The organism is Paenarthrobacter sp. CAP02 (genome assembly GCF_040137855.1).
In the GTDB taxonomy this organism is placed as follows: Bacteria; Actinomycetota; Actinomycetes; order Actinomycetales; family Micrococcaceae; genus Arthrobacter.
The window spans coordinates 232,510-247,314 of the sequence record NZ_JBEEII010000004.1; the positions used below are offsets into that span (position 1 = coordinate 232,510).

Annotated in this window: 14 protein-coding genes; 10 read left to right on the plus strand and 4 right to left on the minus strand. The window is 63.2% G+C overall.

What is annotated here, in order from left to right; all coding sequences use genetic code 11:
- Positions 1-80: 80 nt before the first annotated feature.
- From ABHM97_RS08845 to nucS, 3 genes are all read right to left on the minus strand, one after another.
- Positions 81-284: a cold-shock protein gene (locus tag ABHM97_RS08845; RefSeq protein ID WP_018776337.1), complete on the minus strand. Its 204-nt coding sequence runs from the start codon at positions 282-284 to the stop codon at positions 81-83.
- A gap of 272 nt (positions 285-556) precedes the next feature.
- Positions 557-1,795, minus strand: a complete 1,239-nt coding sequence (locus ABHM97_RS08850; protein WP_349470353.1) for an N-acetylglucosamine-6-phosphate deacetylase — start codon at positions 1,793-1,795, stop codon at positions 557-559.
- A 47-nt stretch (positions 1,796-1,842) separates the two neighbouring features.
- Positions 1,843-2,538 (minus strand): endonuclease NucS, encoded by a 696-nt coding sequence (gene nucS / locus ABHM97_RS08855; RefSeq protein WP_235521599.1) that lies wholly within the window; start codon positions 2,536-2,538, stop codon positions 1,843-1,845.
- Positions 2,539-2,587: 49 nt separating this feature from the next.
- On the opposite strand from nucS, the gene ABHM97_RS08860 reads away from it, so the two are divergent.
- Together ABHM97_RS08860 and ABHM97_RS08865 are read left to right on the plus strand one after the other, a co-directional pair.
- Positions 2,588-2,932 (plus strand): Rv1322 family protein, encoded by a 345-nt coding sequence (locus ABHM97_RS08860; protein ID WP_349470354.1) that lies wholly within the window; start codon positions 2,588-2,590, stop codon positions 2,930-2,932.
- Positions 2,933-2,951: 19 nt separating this feature from the next.
- Positions 2,952-3,746: an alpha/beta hydrolase gene (locus ABHM97_RS08865; RefSeq protein ID WP_349470355.1), complete on the plus strand. Its 795-nt coding sequence runs from the start codon at positions 2,952-2,954 to the stop codon at positions 3,744-3,746.
- 111 nt (positions 3,747-3,857) lie between these two features.
- Here ABHM97_RS08865 and ABHM97_RS08870 read toward each other — a convergent pair whose 3' ends face one another.
- Positions 3,858-5,150 carry an AI-2E family transporter gene (locus tag ABHM97_RS08870; protein WP_349470356.1) on the minus strand — a complete coding sequence of 431 codons (1,293 nt, stop codon included), beginning with the start codon at positions 5,148-5,150 and terminating at the stop codon, positions 3,858-3,860.
- A gap of 202 nt (positions 5,151-5,352) precedes the next feature.
- Here ABHM97_RS08870 and ABHM97_RS08875 point away from each other — a divergent pair, with 202 nt between their 5' ends.
- The 8 genes from ABHM97_RS08875 (at position 5,353) to ABHM97_RS08910 (ending at position 14,799) form a co-directional block, all read left to right on the plus strand.
- Positions 5,353-7,101, plus strand: coding sequence for a DUF8094 domain-containing protein (locus ABHM97_RS08875; protein ID WP_349470358.1), 1,749 nt, complete (start codon positions 5,353-5,355; stop codon positions 7,099-7,101).
- A gap of 36 nt (positions 7,102-7,137) precedes the next feature.
- A complete protein-coding gene (locus ABHM97_RS08880) occupies positions 7,138-8,124 on the plus strand; it encodes a tetratricopeptide repeat protein (RefSeq protein WP_349470359.1) in 987 nt (328 codons plus the stop codon).
- Entirely contained in the window at positions 8,124-9,224 is a 1,101-nt protein-coding gene (locus ABHM97_RS08885; RefSeq protein WP_349470360.1) for an NADH:flavin oxidoreductase/NADH oxidase, read from the plus strand. Before ABHM97_RS08880 ends, ABHM97_RS08885 begins: the two co-directional genes overlap by 1 nt.
- A gap of 66 nt (positions 9,225-9,290) precedes the next feature.
- Positions 9,291-10,142: an ABC transporter ATP-binding protein gene (locus ABHM97_RS08890; RefSeq protein WP_502921278.1), complete on the plus strand. Its 852-nt coding sequence runs from the start codon at positions 9,291-9,293 to the stop codon at positions 10,140-10,142.
- A complete protein-coding gene (locus ABHM97_RS08895; protein ID WP_235521591.1) occupies positions 10,124-11,695 on the plus strand; it encodes a transporter in 1,572 nt (523 codons plus the stop codon). The genes ABHM97_RS08890 and ABHM97_RS08895 overlap by 19 nt, the downstream gene beginning before the upstream one ends.
- Before the next feature lie 86 nt (positions 11,696-11,781).
- Positions 11,782-12,564: a glucosamine-6-phosphate deaminase gene (nagB, locus tag ABHM97_RS08900; RefSeq protein WP_257369127.1), complete on the plus strand. Its 783-nt coding sequence runs from the start codon at positions 11,782-11,784 to the stop codon at positions 12,562-12,564.
- Between the two features lie 8 nt (positions 12,565-12,572).
- A complete protein-coding gene (locus tag ABHM97_RS08905; protein WP_211711563.1) occupies positions 12,573-12,911 on the plus strand; it encodes a DUF3039 domain-containing protein in 339 nt (112 codons plus the stop codon).
- 112 nt (positions 12,912-13,023) lie between these two features.
- Positions 13,024-14,799: a DEAD/DEAH box helicase gene (locus tag ABHM97_RS08910; protein WP_349470362.1), complete on the plus strand. Its 1,776-nt coding sequence runs from the start codon at positions 13,024-13,026 to the stop codon at positions 14,797-14,799.
- The last annotated feature ends 6 nt before the right edge of the window (positions 14,800-14,805 follow it).

Here is a 14,805-nt window from a genome sequence, read left to right on the forward strand (position 1 = left end):
TTCTTAAATGCGTTGGCCCCGGCTGGTAAGCCGGGGCCAACGGTGTTGTTCCTGCCGGAAGCAGAATTCAACAGGTAATGCTAGACGACGGTAACGCCGGTTGCCTGGGGGCCCTTGGCGCCCTGGCCGATCTCGAACTGAACGCGCTGGTTCTCATCGAGGGTCTTGAAGCCACCGGTCTGGATCTCGGAGTAGTGAACGAAAACGTCCCCATCCGAGTCATCCGGGGTGATGAAGCCGAAGCCCTTTTCAGCGTTGAACCACTTGACGGTTCCCAGTGCCATGTATTTCTCCTCATTATGGAAAAGCAGTCCGATACACCTCGTACCGGCTTTGTTACTCCGCGAGAAGACCATGGATTCCCGCCAGGCCTGGCCCGGCTGGTTTCGCAGGAGCTTCACGCTCGCAACTCGTCTTGCGAGCATGAAAACCACCTACACAAAGACTGCTACAACACTTTCATGCGGCCTGCCGGAGGTCAACGGTCTTTTGGGCAATTCGGGAAAATTTTCGGTAAAAAGAAGGTAACGCCGACACCCGAATTCATATGCCGTCATTACTGGTGCAACCACTGTCCGTTTCGAAGGACGCCGGTGAGTTCCAGGTCCGCATTGGTGACAACCACGTCGGCCCGCAATCCGCGGCGCAGCCCGCCAATTTCATCGGATAGCCCCAGGACTGCGGCGGGGACCGCTGTTGCCGAACAGAGGGCGTCAGGAAGTGCGACGCCGGCTGCCACCGTTTTGCGGACCACTTCAAGAAGGGTTGCGGTGCCTCCCGCAATGGATCCGGTCGCATCCAGTGTTGCTACTCCGCCGCTGACGGTCACGGGCGACGGCCCGAGCATGTAGTTTCCATCCGAGAGGCCGGCTGCCGCCATGGAATCAGTTATAAGGACAATGTTGGCGGCACCTACCAGTTGGAAAACGGTCGCCACAGTGCCTGGATCGAGGTGGGTGCCGTCCGCGATGAGCTCGACGACGGCCTTGCCTGACTGGGCCATGCGCAGGCAGGCGGCGACAGGGCCGGGTGAGCGGTGATGGAGGGGTGGCATACCGTTGAAAAGGTGCGTCACCGTGGGAAGTGAGCTGACGCCGTCGAACCCTGCCAGCTCAAGCCCCTCCCGGGCCGCAGCCAGCGACGCCGCCGCAGTGGCGTCGTCACAGTCGGTGTGTCCCAGCGACGGTGTGACGCCGTGGGACGTCATCAGGTCCACCAGCGCTCCGGCCTCGGGAAGCTCGGGGGCGTAGGTCATGGTGGCGAGCTTGCCATCAGCGGCGCCGACCAGCTCAGCCATGAGTTCGAGGTCAGGCTCCAGCAGGAATTCGGGATTTTGGGCGCCACAGCGGGCATGGGAGAGGAAAGGGCCTTCGAGGTGGATGCCGGCAACGAGCCCCTCGTTCACCAGCTTCACGTACAGTTCTATGCCACGAAGCAGGTCTTCCCGGGGTGCCGTGACCATGCTGGCGAGGAAAGTGGTGGTACCGGAGCGGTGCAGGAAGTCCACGGCTTTACGTGCCGACGCCTCATCGCCTCCCGGGAAATCTCCACCGTTTCCGCCGTGGCAGTGCACATCGACAAGGCCAGGAATGAGGTAGCTGCCGCTGGGAACGCCAAGTCGGACAGCGCTCTGGAAGCCCTCATAGGCCTCGGGATCGAAACCCCCGGCAGGACCCGCATAGGCGATCCTGTCGCCGTCGATGGCAAGAAGGCCGTCTTCCACCACCTCGCCGTCGCTGACAAGCGTTCCTTTGATGATCTGATGGCTCGGCGCGGAAGAAGTGGCGGAAGTCATGGTTTCGATTCTAGTGGCCCAACGCACAGTCCCCCGAAGGGAGGGGATCAGAAGAGGCGGGATTCGCTGTCATCCACGCCGCGCATCGCGTCATAATCCAACGTGACGCAGTCGATACCGCGGTCGTTGGCAAGGACTTTGGCCTGCGGCTTGATTTGTTGGGCGGCGAAAATACCGCGCACGGGTGCCAGCAGGGGATCGCGGTTGAGCAGTTCAAGATAACGGGTCAACTGCTCGACGCCGTCGATGTCGCCGCGCCGTTTGAGCTCGATGGCAACCGTGGCTCCGTTGGCGTCCCTGGCCAGGATGTCCACGGGGCCGATGGCGGTGAAGTACTCGCGGCGAATCAGGGAGTAGCCCGTTCCGAGGGTTTCGATCTGCTCGGCAAGCAGCCTCTGGAGGTCCGCTTCCACGCCGTCCTTGATCAGGCCGGGGTCGGTTCCGAGCTCATGGGACGTGTCGTGGAGTTGCTCGTAGATATTGATGATGAGGCGGTCGTCGGTTTTGGCTGATTGAACGGTCCACTGCTCCACCACGCCTTCTTCAACCTCGGTCTCTTCGGGTGACGTCACCCGGAGCGTGGCGGGAGGGCTCATCCAGTTCAGCGGTTTGTAGGAACCGCCGTCCGAGTGCACCAGCACTGAGCCGTCCGCCTTGACCAGCAGCAGCCGGGTAGCGAGGGGGAGATGGGCCTTAAGGCGGCCAACGTAATCAACAGAACAACGGGCTATGACGAGTCGCACCCGCCCCACAATACCGCCTGGGACCCGGTGGCTGGGGCAGAATGGAACCATGCCCCGCTCCAACCGCCCCCGTCGCAACGCGTCCGGTTCACGCTCGGGAGGCAACGGCGGCAAGTGGACTGAGCCGGTGCCCGAACTTGACCTGGAGCGCGCCCGCAGCGGCATTGCGCGGCGCGAGAGCGCACCTGACGGGGACTGGATGGTGCGGACCATGACGGCCAAGAAGGCAGAGAAGGAATACATCTGCCCGGGTTGCTCCACGGCGATCCTGCCGGGCATCGCCCATCTGGTGGTGTGGTCTGACAGCCATTTGTTCGGACAGGCGGCCGGCCTGGCCGAACGCCGTCACTGGCACACCAACTGCTGGACGTCGCGGACTTACCGCTACCGCTGATTCGAATAGGCTTGGACGCATGACTTTCGATCCCGCCTCGCTTGTTTTCACGCCACAGGACGCGCCATCCGAGATCCGCGCTTCAACGGTCCTGCCTGCCCGGCGCGAAAATATCGAGTTCACCACCGAGGACGGCAAAGTCCTGCGCGGGGAACTCGCGCTTCCCGAATCCGGTGAAATCACCGCTACCTTGATCACCCTGCATCCGTTGCCGACGCACGGTGGGTTCATGGACTCGCATGTTTACCGCAAGGCGTCCTACAGGCTTCCGGCGTTGGCCGGCGTTGCAGTGCTGCGGTTCAACACCCGTGGCACGCAGTCGCCGCGGGGGACAAGCGACGGAGAGTTCGAGGAAGGCATCGGTGAGCGCTACGACGTCGAAGCGGCGGTGCGGTTTGCCGTGGATCGTGGCCTGCCGAACCGCTGGCTGGTGGGGTGGTCCTTTGGTACCGAACTCGCCCTGATGTACGGCGCGGTGGAGCCGGTCGCTTCCCAGATCCAGGGGGCTGTGCTGTTGTCGCCCCCGCTGCATCGTGCCAATGACGTCCACCTCAAAGAGTGGGCGTCTTCCGGGAAGCCGCTGACGGTCCTGGTGCCCGAGCACGATGACTATCTGCAACCTGCCGAGGCAGCGCAGCGCTTCAGCCTGGTTCCGCAGGCCCGGTTGGTCGGCGTCGACGGTGCCAAGCACCTCTGGGTGGGCGAGAAGTACGCGGCGCGCGTCCTGGATGAAATTGTCGACGACGTCACTCCCGCGGGTGCCGGAGTGGACGGCCTGCCGCGCCAGTGGGCGGGGCCGGTTGCCAGCGCCTGACCTGGTCGCAAGCGGCCGACCCGGTCGCCAGCGCCTGACTGGATGTCTATGCAGAAAATGCCCCTAAACCCGAGGGTTTAGGGGCATTCTCTGTACTAAAACAGCGGAAGGTCAGTGCCGGTCTTGGCGGACGATAAAGACTTCCTTAATCAGAAGCATGATGGCCGCAGCCGTTGGGATGGCGATCAGCGCGCCGAGCACCCCGAGCAGGCTGCCGCCGGCGATCACGGAAATCACGGCAACGGCGCCAGGAACCGCGACCGCGCGTTGCATGATGCGGGGGGAGATGAAGTAGGCCTCGAACTGCAGGTACGCGAAGTAGGCGATGGCATAGACGACGGCGGTCTGCCATCCGGCCGTGAGTGCAACGAGGATGACCACGACGGCGGCGATCAGACCTCCCACCAGTGGAATGAACGCGAGCAGCAACACGACGAACGCGAGGAGCACGCTGAACGGGACGCCGAGGATCGTCATCACGATGAACGCGAAGATCGCGTTGAGGAGGGCGACGCAGGCCTGGCCGATCACGTAGTTGCCCACGGAATCAGTGATGGCCTCCGACAAAGCCTGGACCCTGGGCCGGCGGGAACGGGGAGCCAGGCGGTACGCCCATTTCTTCATGGACGGCAAGGCTGCCAGGAAGTACAGGCTCAGGACGAGCACGATCAAGGAACCGAACAGCCCGTTGGCCACGGTGGAACCGAAGCCGACCACGCCGCCAAAGATTCCGCCCATGGTCTCAGGGTCCTTGACGAACTTATCCAGTTCCGTGGTGATCCGCTCCCGGACACCGAACTGGCTGTCCGCGGTCCGGAAGAAGTCCGAGTCGAGGAAGCCGCGGATCCAGTCCGGGGCCTGGCGCACGATTTCCGAAACCTGCTCGACAATCGTAGGGATCAAGGTGGCGAAGAAACCGGCTACCGCCAGCACCAGCACGGAAACGGAAATCAGGATACCGGCGGGGCGGGGGACCTTGCGGCCCTCCAGCCAACGGACCACGGGGTCAAGTCCGAGCGCAATGAATAGGGCCGCAACGATCCACAGAATGAGCTGCGTGGTGTTGCTTGCGATGTAGAACACTGCAAGGGCAACGCCGACTCCGGCGGTGCCCATGAAACCTACGTACAGCGGGTGCTGGGACGACATCCGGGGGCCGGGTGATCCGAAGCCATGATCGTCCTCGGGACGGTAGTCCGCGCGGACATCGGTGCCCTCTTCCTCGGGAGGCATTTCGAAGCGGACGCGCGTACGTGCGCCCGGGATCGGCTGCCTCAGTCTCCGGCTGATGGCGGCAAGCCGTCCGGTGCGGACAGGAACGGTCGCGGCGGTTCCGTCTGACGTGGCCTCCACCGCACTTGACCCGGGCTCATTGGCGGGACGGGGCTCCAACGGTTCTTTCACGCGGTTTAGCTGCCTTTTCATTGGTGGTACGGGGCTGACCGGCACGCAGGAAGGTCCTGTGTTCATGATCATCGCCACACTATCAGGACCGTGTAATCGCGCTGCAGCGGCGCCATCCCGCGCTTAAAGGGGCTATGCCGCCGTCGGCCCGATCTGACTCTCTGATAACAAAACGGTTACCCTTGAAGTTCAACGACCGCTGATGATAGGTGATCCTGTGCGTTTGAAGACTGCAGCCTTGCTGGTGCTGCTGGGCCTGCTGACGATGCTGGCCGGCATTGGCCAGCTGACTTTTTGGGCTCCCTCCGAGACTGTGACGGCTTCGGTACCCAGTGATACCAAAGCTGCCCCGCTGACCGTGATCGACCAGAAGTTGATCGCACTCCACGACGGGCCGGTGAAGATCAAGATCCAGGGCGAAGGCAACTTCACGGTTGCTACCGGGCGCCCGGACGACGTCAACGCCTGGGTTGGCAAGACTGCCCACACCACCCTGACGGGTGTGTCGGCCGACCAGAAGTCCCTGGAGGTTTCCTCTGCCGACGGTGAGGCCACCGCGCCTTCTCCCGCAGGATCCGACCTTTGGGTCAGCACTGAAGATGGCAGCGGCGAACTTGACTACACCTGGAACCCGCCGGCTGATGGCGAGTGGTCCCTCCTGGTAGCCAGCGACGGAACCAAGCCCGCGCCGTCGTCGATTTCCATGACTTTCCCGAACAACGCCACGACCCCCTGGGCCGTGCCGCTGATCGTCCTGGGCATCATCATTATCCTGATTGGCGCTGCCCTTCCATTCATTGCCAAGGCCCTCAGTAACCGCCGCAGGGATGGCGAAGATGACGGCCCGGGGAACGCTGATGAAACAACGTCGCTGCCGGTGCAGTCGCCCGCGGACGACACGACGCCGGTCGGTGAGACCAAAAAAGAAGGCCCCGCATTGCGGGTGACGGCAGTAGCGGCAGCGTTGGCTGCTGTCATGGTGGGCGGAACGGCCGTCGCCGCGCAGGCCACCACCACGCCCCAGCCTTCTGCCAGTTCAGCCCCGGCAGCCGCGGACGGCGGCACGCCGGTCATGCTGGAATCCCAGTTGCAGCGCATTCTGGAGCAGGTTGCCAGTACCGTTGACGCAGCCGATGCCGCAAAGGACGCAGCCAAGCTTGCTCCCCGGGTGGACAAGATGGAACTCCAGGTCCGGACCGCGAATTACAAGATCCGGTCTACAGTGTCCGCCTACGAACCGCGTATGCCGGTTCGTGCCACCAAGCTGCAGAGCAGCGTTATCAGCACCAAGCGTGACTGGCCCCGCACAGTCTTCGCCCTCACCCAGGGCGACGGAAACGTTGTGCCGCAGGTCCTGACGCTGGTTCAACTGTCCCCGCGTGAAAACTACAAGCTGTGGGGCACCGCTCCGCTGCAGCCGGGAACCAACTTCCCGTCCTTCCCCGTACCCCGTGAAGGAACCCAACCCGTTCCTGCCAGTGACAAAACCGGCCTTGCGTACAGCGGTAACGAGGCCTTGGGCATCCTCGGCGAGATGTTGACGAACCCCGATTCGCCTAACCGGAGCAAGCTCGCCGATGGGCAGTCCTCGCCTTACATCGCCGGTGCGTTGGCCTACCAGGCAGACACCGTGAAGAACGGCACCAGCGCCAACTTCAAGTTCACCCACACCCCGGTCACCAATCAGACTGTGGTGTTGCGTACGGCCGACGGCGGTGCACTGGTGGTTGGGCGACTGGACTTCGCTTTCGAAGGCACGCCGAAGGCTGCCGGTGACAAGCTGTTGTTGGAGGATGATTCCGCAGTCTTTGCCGGAGGCAAGGAAACCACGACGGGCATGGTCCTGAACTTTGCCGAATCCGTTGCGGTCTACATTCCGCCGGCAGGCTCCGCTGATCCCATGAAGCTCGTTGCAGCAACGCGTGGCCTGGTGGGAGCCAGCTTTAAGTAGCATTCCCCTGGCAGGGCAGCGGCTAGAGTGGACGGTATGAGTTCGCCCGGATACCGACCCACTCCAGCCGCTGCCAGCCAGCTCAACCTTCGTGGTGCAGTAGACCTTTCGTCGTTGCGCCGCCCGCCAGCGCCACCCGCGCCGCCTGCTTCCGCGTCACCGGATGGGGGCACCCCCGGCGAAGGCGGGTCCGGTAAGGCCCCGCTGCGTGTGGAAGCCACCGAAACAAATTTCCAGGACCTGGTGCAGCTTTCCGCCCAGATCCCTGTGCTGTTCCTTCTCTGGTCCCGCTATGCGGCAGAATCACCCGCTGTCCTTGAGGCCTCCGAACGGGTTGTTGAAAGCTATGGTGGTCGCCTGGTGCTCGCTGCCGCCGATGTTGATGCCTTTCCCCAGCTTGCACAAGCGTTCCAGGTCCAGGCTGTGCCCACCGCAGTAGCGGTCATCAAGGGCCAGCCGGTTCCGCTCTTCCAAGGACCCGCAGATGATGCGCAGATCCGGGACCTTGTTGAAGAACTCCTGAAGGTCGCTGCGGCCAACGGCGTTACCGGCAGCATCGGCGACTCCGCCCCGACTGAAGGGACGGACGAACCCGAAGCGCTTCCGCCGCTCCACCAGGCAGCGATCGATGCCATTGAGGCAGGCGACTACGCGGGTGCGGCTGCGGCCTACAAGCAGGCTCTCCTGGAACAACCCGCCGACGCCGACGCCAAAGCCGGATTGGCCCAAGTGGACCTCATGGCACGGTTGGAGAGCCTGTCTGCTCCCGACGCTGAAAAGCTCCGCGACCTGGCTGCCCAGGAACCGGACAACATCGAAGCCCAGCTTGGTGTGGCCGACCTTGATGTTTCCGGCGGCCACATCGAGGACGCTTTCAACCGCATCATTACCTTCATTGGCCGTAATTTCGGATCGGAGCGCGAGGCGGCGAGGGTTCGCCTTCTGGAACTCTTCGAAGTTGTCGGGACGCAGGACGAAAGGGTCGCCAAGGCCCGCCAAGGCCTCGCCAGGGTGCTCTTCTAGTGCCGTCCGCACTGTTCACCCCGCTGCAGCTGCGTTCACTCACGGTCCCGCACCGGGGCTGGGTTTCGCCCATGTGCCAATACAGCTGCCATCCCGAAACCGGGGAAGGAGTCCCCAACGATTGGCATCTGATGCACCTCGGTTCTTTCGCTGTGGGCGGTGCCGGTTTGATCATGAGCGAGGCCGCTGCGGTGAACGCGGAGGGCAGGATCAGTCCCTTGGACGCCGCCCTGTACTCCGATGAACAAGCGGCGGGTTGGGAACGGATCGTCCGTTTTGTGCACCAAAACGGCGCCGTGGACTGCAGGATCGGGGCCCAGCTGGCCCATGCGGGCCGCAAGGCATCAACCTATTGGCCTTTCTCGGGCCGTTCGGGATCAGTTGCAGTGTCCGACGGCGGTTGGGCCACCGTTGGGCCGACCACGGATGCGTTTGATGGATATGCCGCGCCGGCTGCCATGAGCGAAGCCGACATTTCACAAGTGGTGGCGGATTTCGCTTCCGCAGCTTCCCGCGCCGTTGCCGCAGGGTTCGACACCGTCGAGATCCACGGCGCCCATGGCTACCTGCTGCACCAGTTCCAGAGCCCGCTGATCAACACCCGGACCGATCGGTGGGGTGGTGACGAAGATGGCAGGAACAGGCTGATGCTCACCGTGGTGGACGCCGTCCGGAAGGTCATTCCGGAGTCGATGCCGCTTTTGCTGCGGATATCAGCTTCGGATTGGGCAGAAGGGGGAGTGGACGTCCAAGCGTCGGTCCGTCTGGCCCGCGCTGCGGCTGAGCGTGGAGTGGACCTGGTGGATGTGTCCAGCGGAGGTGCCGTTGCCCACCAGAAAATCACGGTTGCTCCTGGATACCAAGCAGGGTTCGCCGAGCAAATAAAGCGCGACGCCGGTGTGCCCACCGCGGCAGTCGGCTTACTTACCAGCCCCGCCCAGGTCGAAGACATCGTGGCCAACGGGCGTGCGGATGCCGTCTTCATGGCCCGTGCTGCACTGCGGGACCCACACTGGTGGCTCCGGGCGGCATATGAACTTGGACATGACATCCCATGGGTGCCGCAATACCAGCGCGCTGTGCCCCGCCACGGCTTCTAGGACGTCCGGGCAGGTACACACCAGCGAGGTTAGGCTGGTCACATGACGGAACCACGCCATGAACCCATGTCCACACCACCGCAAGCACCCGAGCCGCCCGTAAACCGACCAGCCCAGGCCGACGCTACGCCGCCGGCACCAGGTGGTTCCCCCGATGGAGGCGCCATTGCCGCGCTCTCCATCCAGGGCCTCGCCAAGCGGTTCGGCGAAAAGATTGCCGTGGACGGCGTGAGCCTGGAGGTCCCTGCGGGCTCGTTCTATGGAATGGTCGGTCCGAACGGGGCTGGCAAGACCACCACCCTGTCCATGGCCACCGGTTTGCTCCGGCCCGACTTCGGTACGGCATTCGTGCACGGGGTGGATGTCTGGGCCAAACCCCTTGAGGCCAAGAAGCTCATGGGTGTCCTTCCTGATGGTGTGCGTTTGTTCGACCGCCTCACAGGCGAGCAGTTGGTGACCTATTCGGGGCTGCTGCGCGGTATGGACCGGGACGTCGTCGGCGCCCGTGTCACCGAGTTGCTTGCTGCCCTTGATCTCCAGTCAGACGCCGGCACGTTGGTGGTCGACTACTCAGCCGGCATGACGAAGAAAATCGCCTTGGCCTCGGCGCTCATCCATGCCCCGCGACTTCTTGTCCTTGACGAGCCATTCGAATCGGTGGACCCCGTTTCAGCCGCAAACATCCGCGGCATCCTGGAAAGTTACGTCGCATCCGGCGGCACTGTCATCGTCTCCAGCCACGTGATGGACCTCGTGCAGCGCATGTGCAGCCACGTCGCCGTCGTTGCCGGAGGACGGGTGCTGGCGGCCGGTTCCGTGGACGAGGTCCGTGGTGGTTCCACGTTGGAGGAGCGTTTCGTTCAGTTGGTGGGCGGCGGACACCGGACGGAGGGCTTGGAATGGTTGCGCACCTTCTGAACCTGAAGTGGCGGTTGCTGCTGAACGGCTTCAAGCGCAGTCCTTGGCAGCTGGTGGGCATGGCCCTCGGTTTGCTCTATGCACTGGGTGTCCTGACCCTCCTTGTGGGTGGATTGGTGGCCCTGCGCTGGGCCGACGCCGGGATCGCGCACACCGTGGTTGTGCTGGGTGGCGCGGTAACCGTACTGGGGTGGGCCATCATTCCGCTGGTCGCTTCGGCAGCTGACATGACGCTGGATCCCGCCCGCTTCACGACTTTTGCGATTCCGCCACGGCAACTGCTGACGGGCCTGGCGCTTGCAGGGTTCATAGGCATTCCTGGGCTGGCCACGTTGATCGCGGCCCTGGGAACGGTCGGGACCTGGTGGAGGAGCGTCCCGGCCGTATCAGGGGCGCTGCTTGGCGCTGTCCTTGGTGCTGTTACCTGCGTGGTGCTGTCCAAGGTGGTCACTACGGCCACCGCCGGCCTGGCATCCTCGCGGCGTTTCAAGGACGTCAGCAGCATTATCGTGTTCATCCCACTTGTCCTGCTTGGCCCGATCATGGCGGGAGTGGTGGATGGCGTCCGGGGAAGCGCGGAGTATCTTCCAGCCCTGGCCCGCACCGTGTCCTGGACACCTTTTGGCGCCCCGTGGTCCTTGGGTGGAGACCTTGCGGCAGGCGATGTTGTTGCTGCGGCCGTCAAGGTCCTGATCTCGGTTGCTACCATTGTTGCCCTGCTCTTTTGCTGGCACCTGTTGCTGCAACGCGCGTTGGTCACTCCGCCGTACTCCGGCGGTTCGGCGAAGAAGGGCGGAAAACTTGGACTGTTCGGCCTTCTGCCAGGGACGCCGGCAGGCGCGGTAGCAGCCCGGGCCTTGATCTATTGGTTCAAGGATCCCAGGTACGCGGCATCCCTGGTGATTGTCCCAATGTTCCCGGTCCTGTTCTTTTTTGCCGGGTCCCAAAGCGGCGGCTACGGCCTGCTCATGATCCTCGGACCGTTGACGGCGTTCACCATGGCGTGGTCAATTTGCGCTGATGTCTCGTATGACAACACGGCTTTCGCCCTCCATCTAGCAGCTGGGGTCCGCGGCCTTGATGATCGGCTGGGGCGTGCGCTGGCTTGCCTGGCCATCTCGCTTCCCGTCGTCTTGCTGTTCACGGTTGCCCCGTTGTTCGTCACGGGGGATTGGCACTGGTTGCCGAACCTTTTGGGCTTGTCGCTGGGGACGCTCTTCACCGGTCTGGGTCTTGCTTCCGTGATTTCGGCCCGCTACAACATTGCGGTTCCGTTGCCGGGAGACAGCCCCTTCAAGAAGCCACCAGGAAACGTTGCCCAGACCCTGGCTGTGCAGGCAGTGGGTATGGGACTTCTTGCCCTCCTGCTGGTGCCTGAACTGGCGCTGGTGGCTGTCCAGGCTTTCAGCGGTGGGCCCGAAGCGGGCTGGATCAACCTGGCGGTGGGGCCGTTGTTGGGGCTGGTCCTCTTCGTTCTTGGCGTGCGCCTGGGCGGAAAATGGTTGGACGCGCGCGGGCCGGAAATGTTCGCCCAGCTCAGCGTTAATCGCTGATTCCGTAATATCCATGCCCACAGATGGGACATGGGATAACCTCTGTGAAAGATACTTTGAGAACCCATAAGTAGAAAGGCGTGACGATGGAAGTTGTCATTCTCCCTGGCACCAAGCAGATCGGTGCGCTCGCTGCCGACGCCATCGAGGCGCTGGTGCGCCGTAAGCCGAACGCAGTGCTGGGCTTGGCAACAGGCTCTTCGCCATTGCCCGTCTATGACGAACTGGCGAGCCGTTACGAAGCCGGGGGACTGGACTTCAGCCAAGCCCACGGTTTCGCTTTGGATGAGTACGTGGGCCTCAAAGCCGGCCATCCTGAGTCCTACCGGGAAGTGATCCGCCGCGAGTTCACCAACCGCGTGAACATCAAGCCGGAAAACGTCCATGGTCCCGATGGTGCCGCCGACGATCTTGAAGCGGCGTGCCAGGCGTACGAGGACGCGATCAAGGCCGTGGGCGGAGTGGACCTGCAGATCCTCGGCGTCGGAACGGACGGCCACATCGGTTTCAATGAGCCGGGTTCTTCGTTGGCTTCGCGTACCCGCATCAAAACCTTGATTGAGCAGACACGCAAGGACAACGCACGCTTCTTCGACAGCATCGACGACGTTCCCCACCACGTAGTGACACAAGGCCTTGGAACCATCATGGATGCCCGGCACGTAGTCCTGGTGGCCACCGGTGCCCAAAAGGCGCAGGCCGTCCGTGACTTCGTCGAAGGCCCTGTTGCCGCCATATGTGCTGCTTCCATCCTCCAGATGCATCCGCACGCGACCATCCTGGTGGACGAGGCTGCTGCTTCCTCACTCAAATTGGCTGACTACTATCGGCACACTTACGACAACAAGCCGGAGTGGCAGGGGCTGTAGACGGTAAGATGTTTGGCATGACTACGCTTCCTCCGGATCCATTCGAAAACGACCCCATGCGCGAGCTTTCCGGAGCCGGAACGTCCACTGCCACCATTGAGCGCGAGGAAACGCGCCAGGAAGTGGAGCCCGGCGACCGTGAGCGGTTTTCGCACTACGTCCGCAAGGAAAAGATCATGGAATCGGCGTTGACCGGTGAACCTGTGATCGCTTTGTGCGGCAAGGTGTGGACGCCAGGGCGCGATCCCCAGAAGTTCCCGGTCTGCCCGGAGTGCAAGGAGATTTACGAAGGCCTCCGCCCCGGCAACGACGGTGGAAAAAACGGCGGCCCGGACAACTCCAAGTAGTGGGCAGGAAGCAAACACAGGCCCAATCTGATCGTTACCGCTTTCCGGACCGCTGCGGCGTGTCCGGAAAGCAGGGCGTCGCTGACGCTGCCAGCTTGCGGGGGAAACCAGCATGACCGAAACACTCTTTGGTGGCCCCTCGCTGCCTCCCGCGTACCCGGAGCGCGCCGCCTGGGGTACCGCGCCTAAGCTTCGTGCCTGGCAGCAGGAGGCACTTGACCTCTACATGACGCGCAATCCCAAGGACTTCCTTGCCGTGGCAACGCCCGGTGCAGGTAAGACCACCTTTGCGCTGCGCATCGCCACCACGCTGCTGGACAGCGGGGTGGTCAACCGCGTGACCATCGTGGCGCCCACGGATCACTTGAAAAGGCAGTGGGCGGACGCTGCAGCCAAGGTCGGAATTGCCATCGACCCCAACTTCAAGAATTCCGACGGGCAGCACGGCCGTGGGTTCGTTGGGGTGGCCGTCACCTACGCCCAGGTAGCCAGCAAGCCGATGCTGCATCGAGCGAAGACTGAAGCTGCCCGCACCTTGGTGATCCTTGATGAGATCCACCACGGTGGTGAAGCTTTGTCCTGGGGTGATGGTCTCCGCGAGGCGTTCGATCCTGCAACGAGGCGGTTGTCCCTGACGGGTACGCCGTTCCGCTCGGATACCTCTCCCATTCCCTTCGTCGAATACGCCGAGGACCGTGATGGCATTCGCCGTTCCAAGGCCGACTACACCTATGGTTACGGCAACGCGCTGCGGGACCACGTGGTTCGTCCCGTCCTGTTCATGGCTTACTCGGGCCAGATGCGTTGGCGGACCAGCGCCGGTGACGAGATGGCGGCCTCGCTGGGCGAAGCCGCCGTGACCAAGGACATTACGTCCCAGGCCTGGCGAACGGCCCTGAACCCTACTGGCGAATGGATCCCGGCTGTCCTGGCTGCCGCGGACAAGCGCCTGAGCGAGGTCCGGCGGACGGTTCCGGACGCTGGTGGCCTGGTGATCGCTACGGACCACGACGACGCCCGCGCCTATGCGGGACAGTTGAAGAAGATCACGGGGCAGTCGCCCACAGTGATTCTTTCTGACGATTCCAAGGCTTCCAGCAAGATTGAAGAGTTCTCTGCAGGGGACAAGCGCTGGATGGTTGCCGTTCGGATGGTGTCCGAAGGCGTGGACGTTCCGCGCCTGTCGGTGGGTGTCTACGCCACCTCGACGTCCACCCCGCTGTTTTTCGCCCAGGCCGTGGGCCGCTTCGTGCGTGCCCGCAAAAGGGGCGAAACGGCGTCGGTATTCCTGCCTTCGGTGCCCCCTTTGATGATCCTTGCCAACACCATGGAAGCGGAGCGCGACCACGCCCTTGACCGTCCGGAGAAGGACGACGACGGACTCTTCAGCCCCGAGGAGAACCTCATGGCTGAAGCAAACCGGGAAGACAAGGCCTCGGACGAGCTCACCAAGGGTAAATTCGAAGCGCTGGACTCGCAGGCCTCCTTTGACCGTGTCCTGTTCGACGGCGGCGAGTTCGGTACGGGGGCCGACATCGGTTCCGATGAAGAGCTGGACTTCCTGGGCATACCGGGGCTTCTAGACGCCGAGCAGGTGGGCACGTTGCTGCGCCAGCGCCAACACGAACAGCAGTCGCGGAAGAAACGGCAATCACCCTTGGCGGCAGCCGCGTCGCCGGCGATCGCCGACCACCGCATGCTCATGGACCTGAGGAACGAACTGGCCAAGAACGTGGCCGCGTGGTCCGCCCGTACAGGAACGCCGCACGGAGTGGTCCACACCAAGCTGCGGGAAGTGTGCGGTGGCCCGGCTGTGGCCCAGGCCAATGAGGAGCAGTTGCAGGCACGCCTGCGTAAACTCCAGGACTGGTTCATAGGCCGGAAGTAGCCGGCC

Coding starts and splice junctions, on each gene's coding strand:
- ABHM97_RS08845 (WP_018776337.1), bottom strand. CDS start 284: ATGGCACTGGGAACCGTCAAGTGGTTCAACGCTGAAAAGGGCTTCGGC.
- ABHM97_RS08850 (WP_349470353.1), bottom strand. CDS start 1,795: ATGACTTCCGCCACTTCTTCCGCGCCGAGCCATCAGATCATCAAAGGA.
- ABHM97_RS08860 (WP_349470354.1), top strand. CDS start 2,588: ATGCCCCGCTCCAACCGCCCCCGTCGCAACGCGTCCGGTTCACGCTCG.
- ABHM97_RS08865 (WP_349470355.1), top strand. CDS start 2,952: ATGACTTTCGATCCCGCCTCGCTTGTTTTCACGCCACAGGACGCGCCA.
- ABHM97_RS08875 (WP_349470358.1), top strand. CDS start 5,353: ATGATAGGTGATCCTGTGCGTTTGAAGACTGCAGCCTTGCTGGTGCTG.
- ABHM97_RS08880 (WP_349470359.1), top strand. CDS start 7,138: ATGAGTTCGCCCGGATACCGACCCACTCCAGCCGCTGCCAGCCAGCTC.
- ABHM97_RS08890 (WP_502921278.1), top strand. CDS start 9,291: ATGTCCACACCACCGCAAGCACCCGAGCCGCCCGTAAACCGACCAGCC.
- ABHM97_RS08895 (WP_235521591.1), top strand. CDS start 10,124: ATGGTTGCGCACCTTCTGAACCTGAAGTGGCGGTTGCTGCTGAACGGC.
- nagB (WP_257369127.1), top strand. CDS start 11,782: ATGGAAGTTGTCATTCTCCCTGGCACCAAGCAGATCGGTGCGCTCGCT.
- ABHM97_RS08905 (WP_211711563.1), top strand. CDS start 12,573: ATGTTTGGCATGACTACGCTTCCTCCGGATCCATTCGAAAACGACCCC.
- ABHM97_RS08910 (WP_349470362.1), top strand. CDS start 13,024: ATGACCGAAACACTCTTTGGTGGCCCCTCGCTGCCTCCCGCGTACCCG.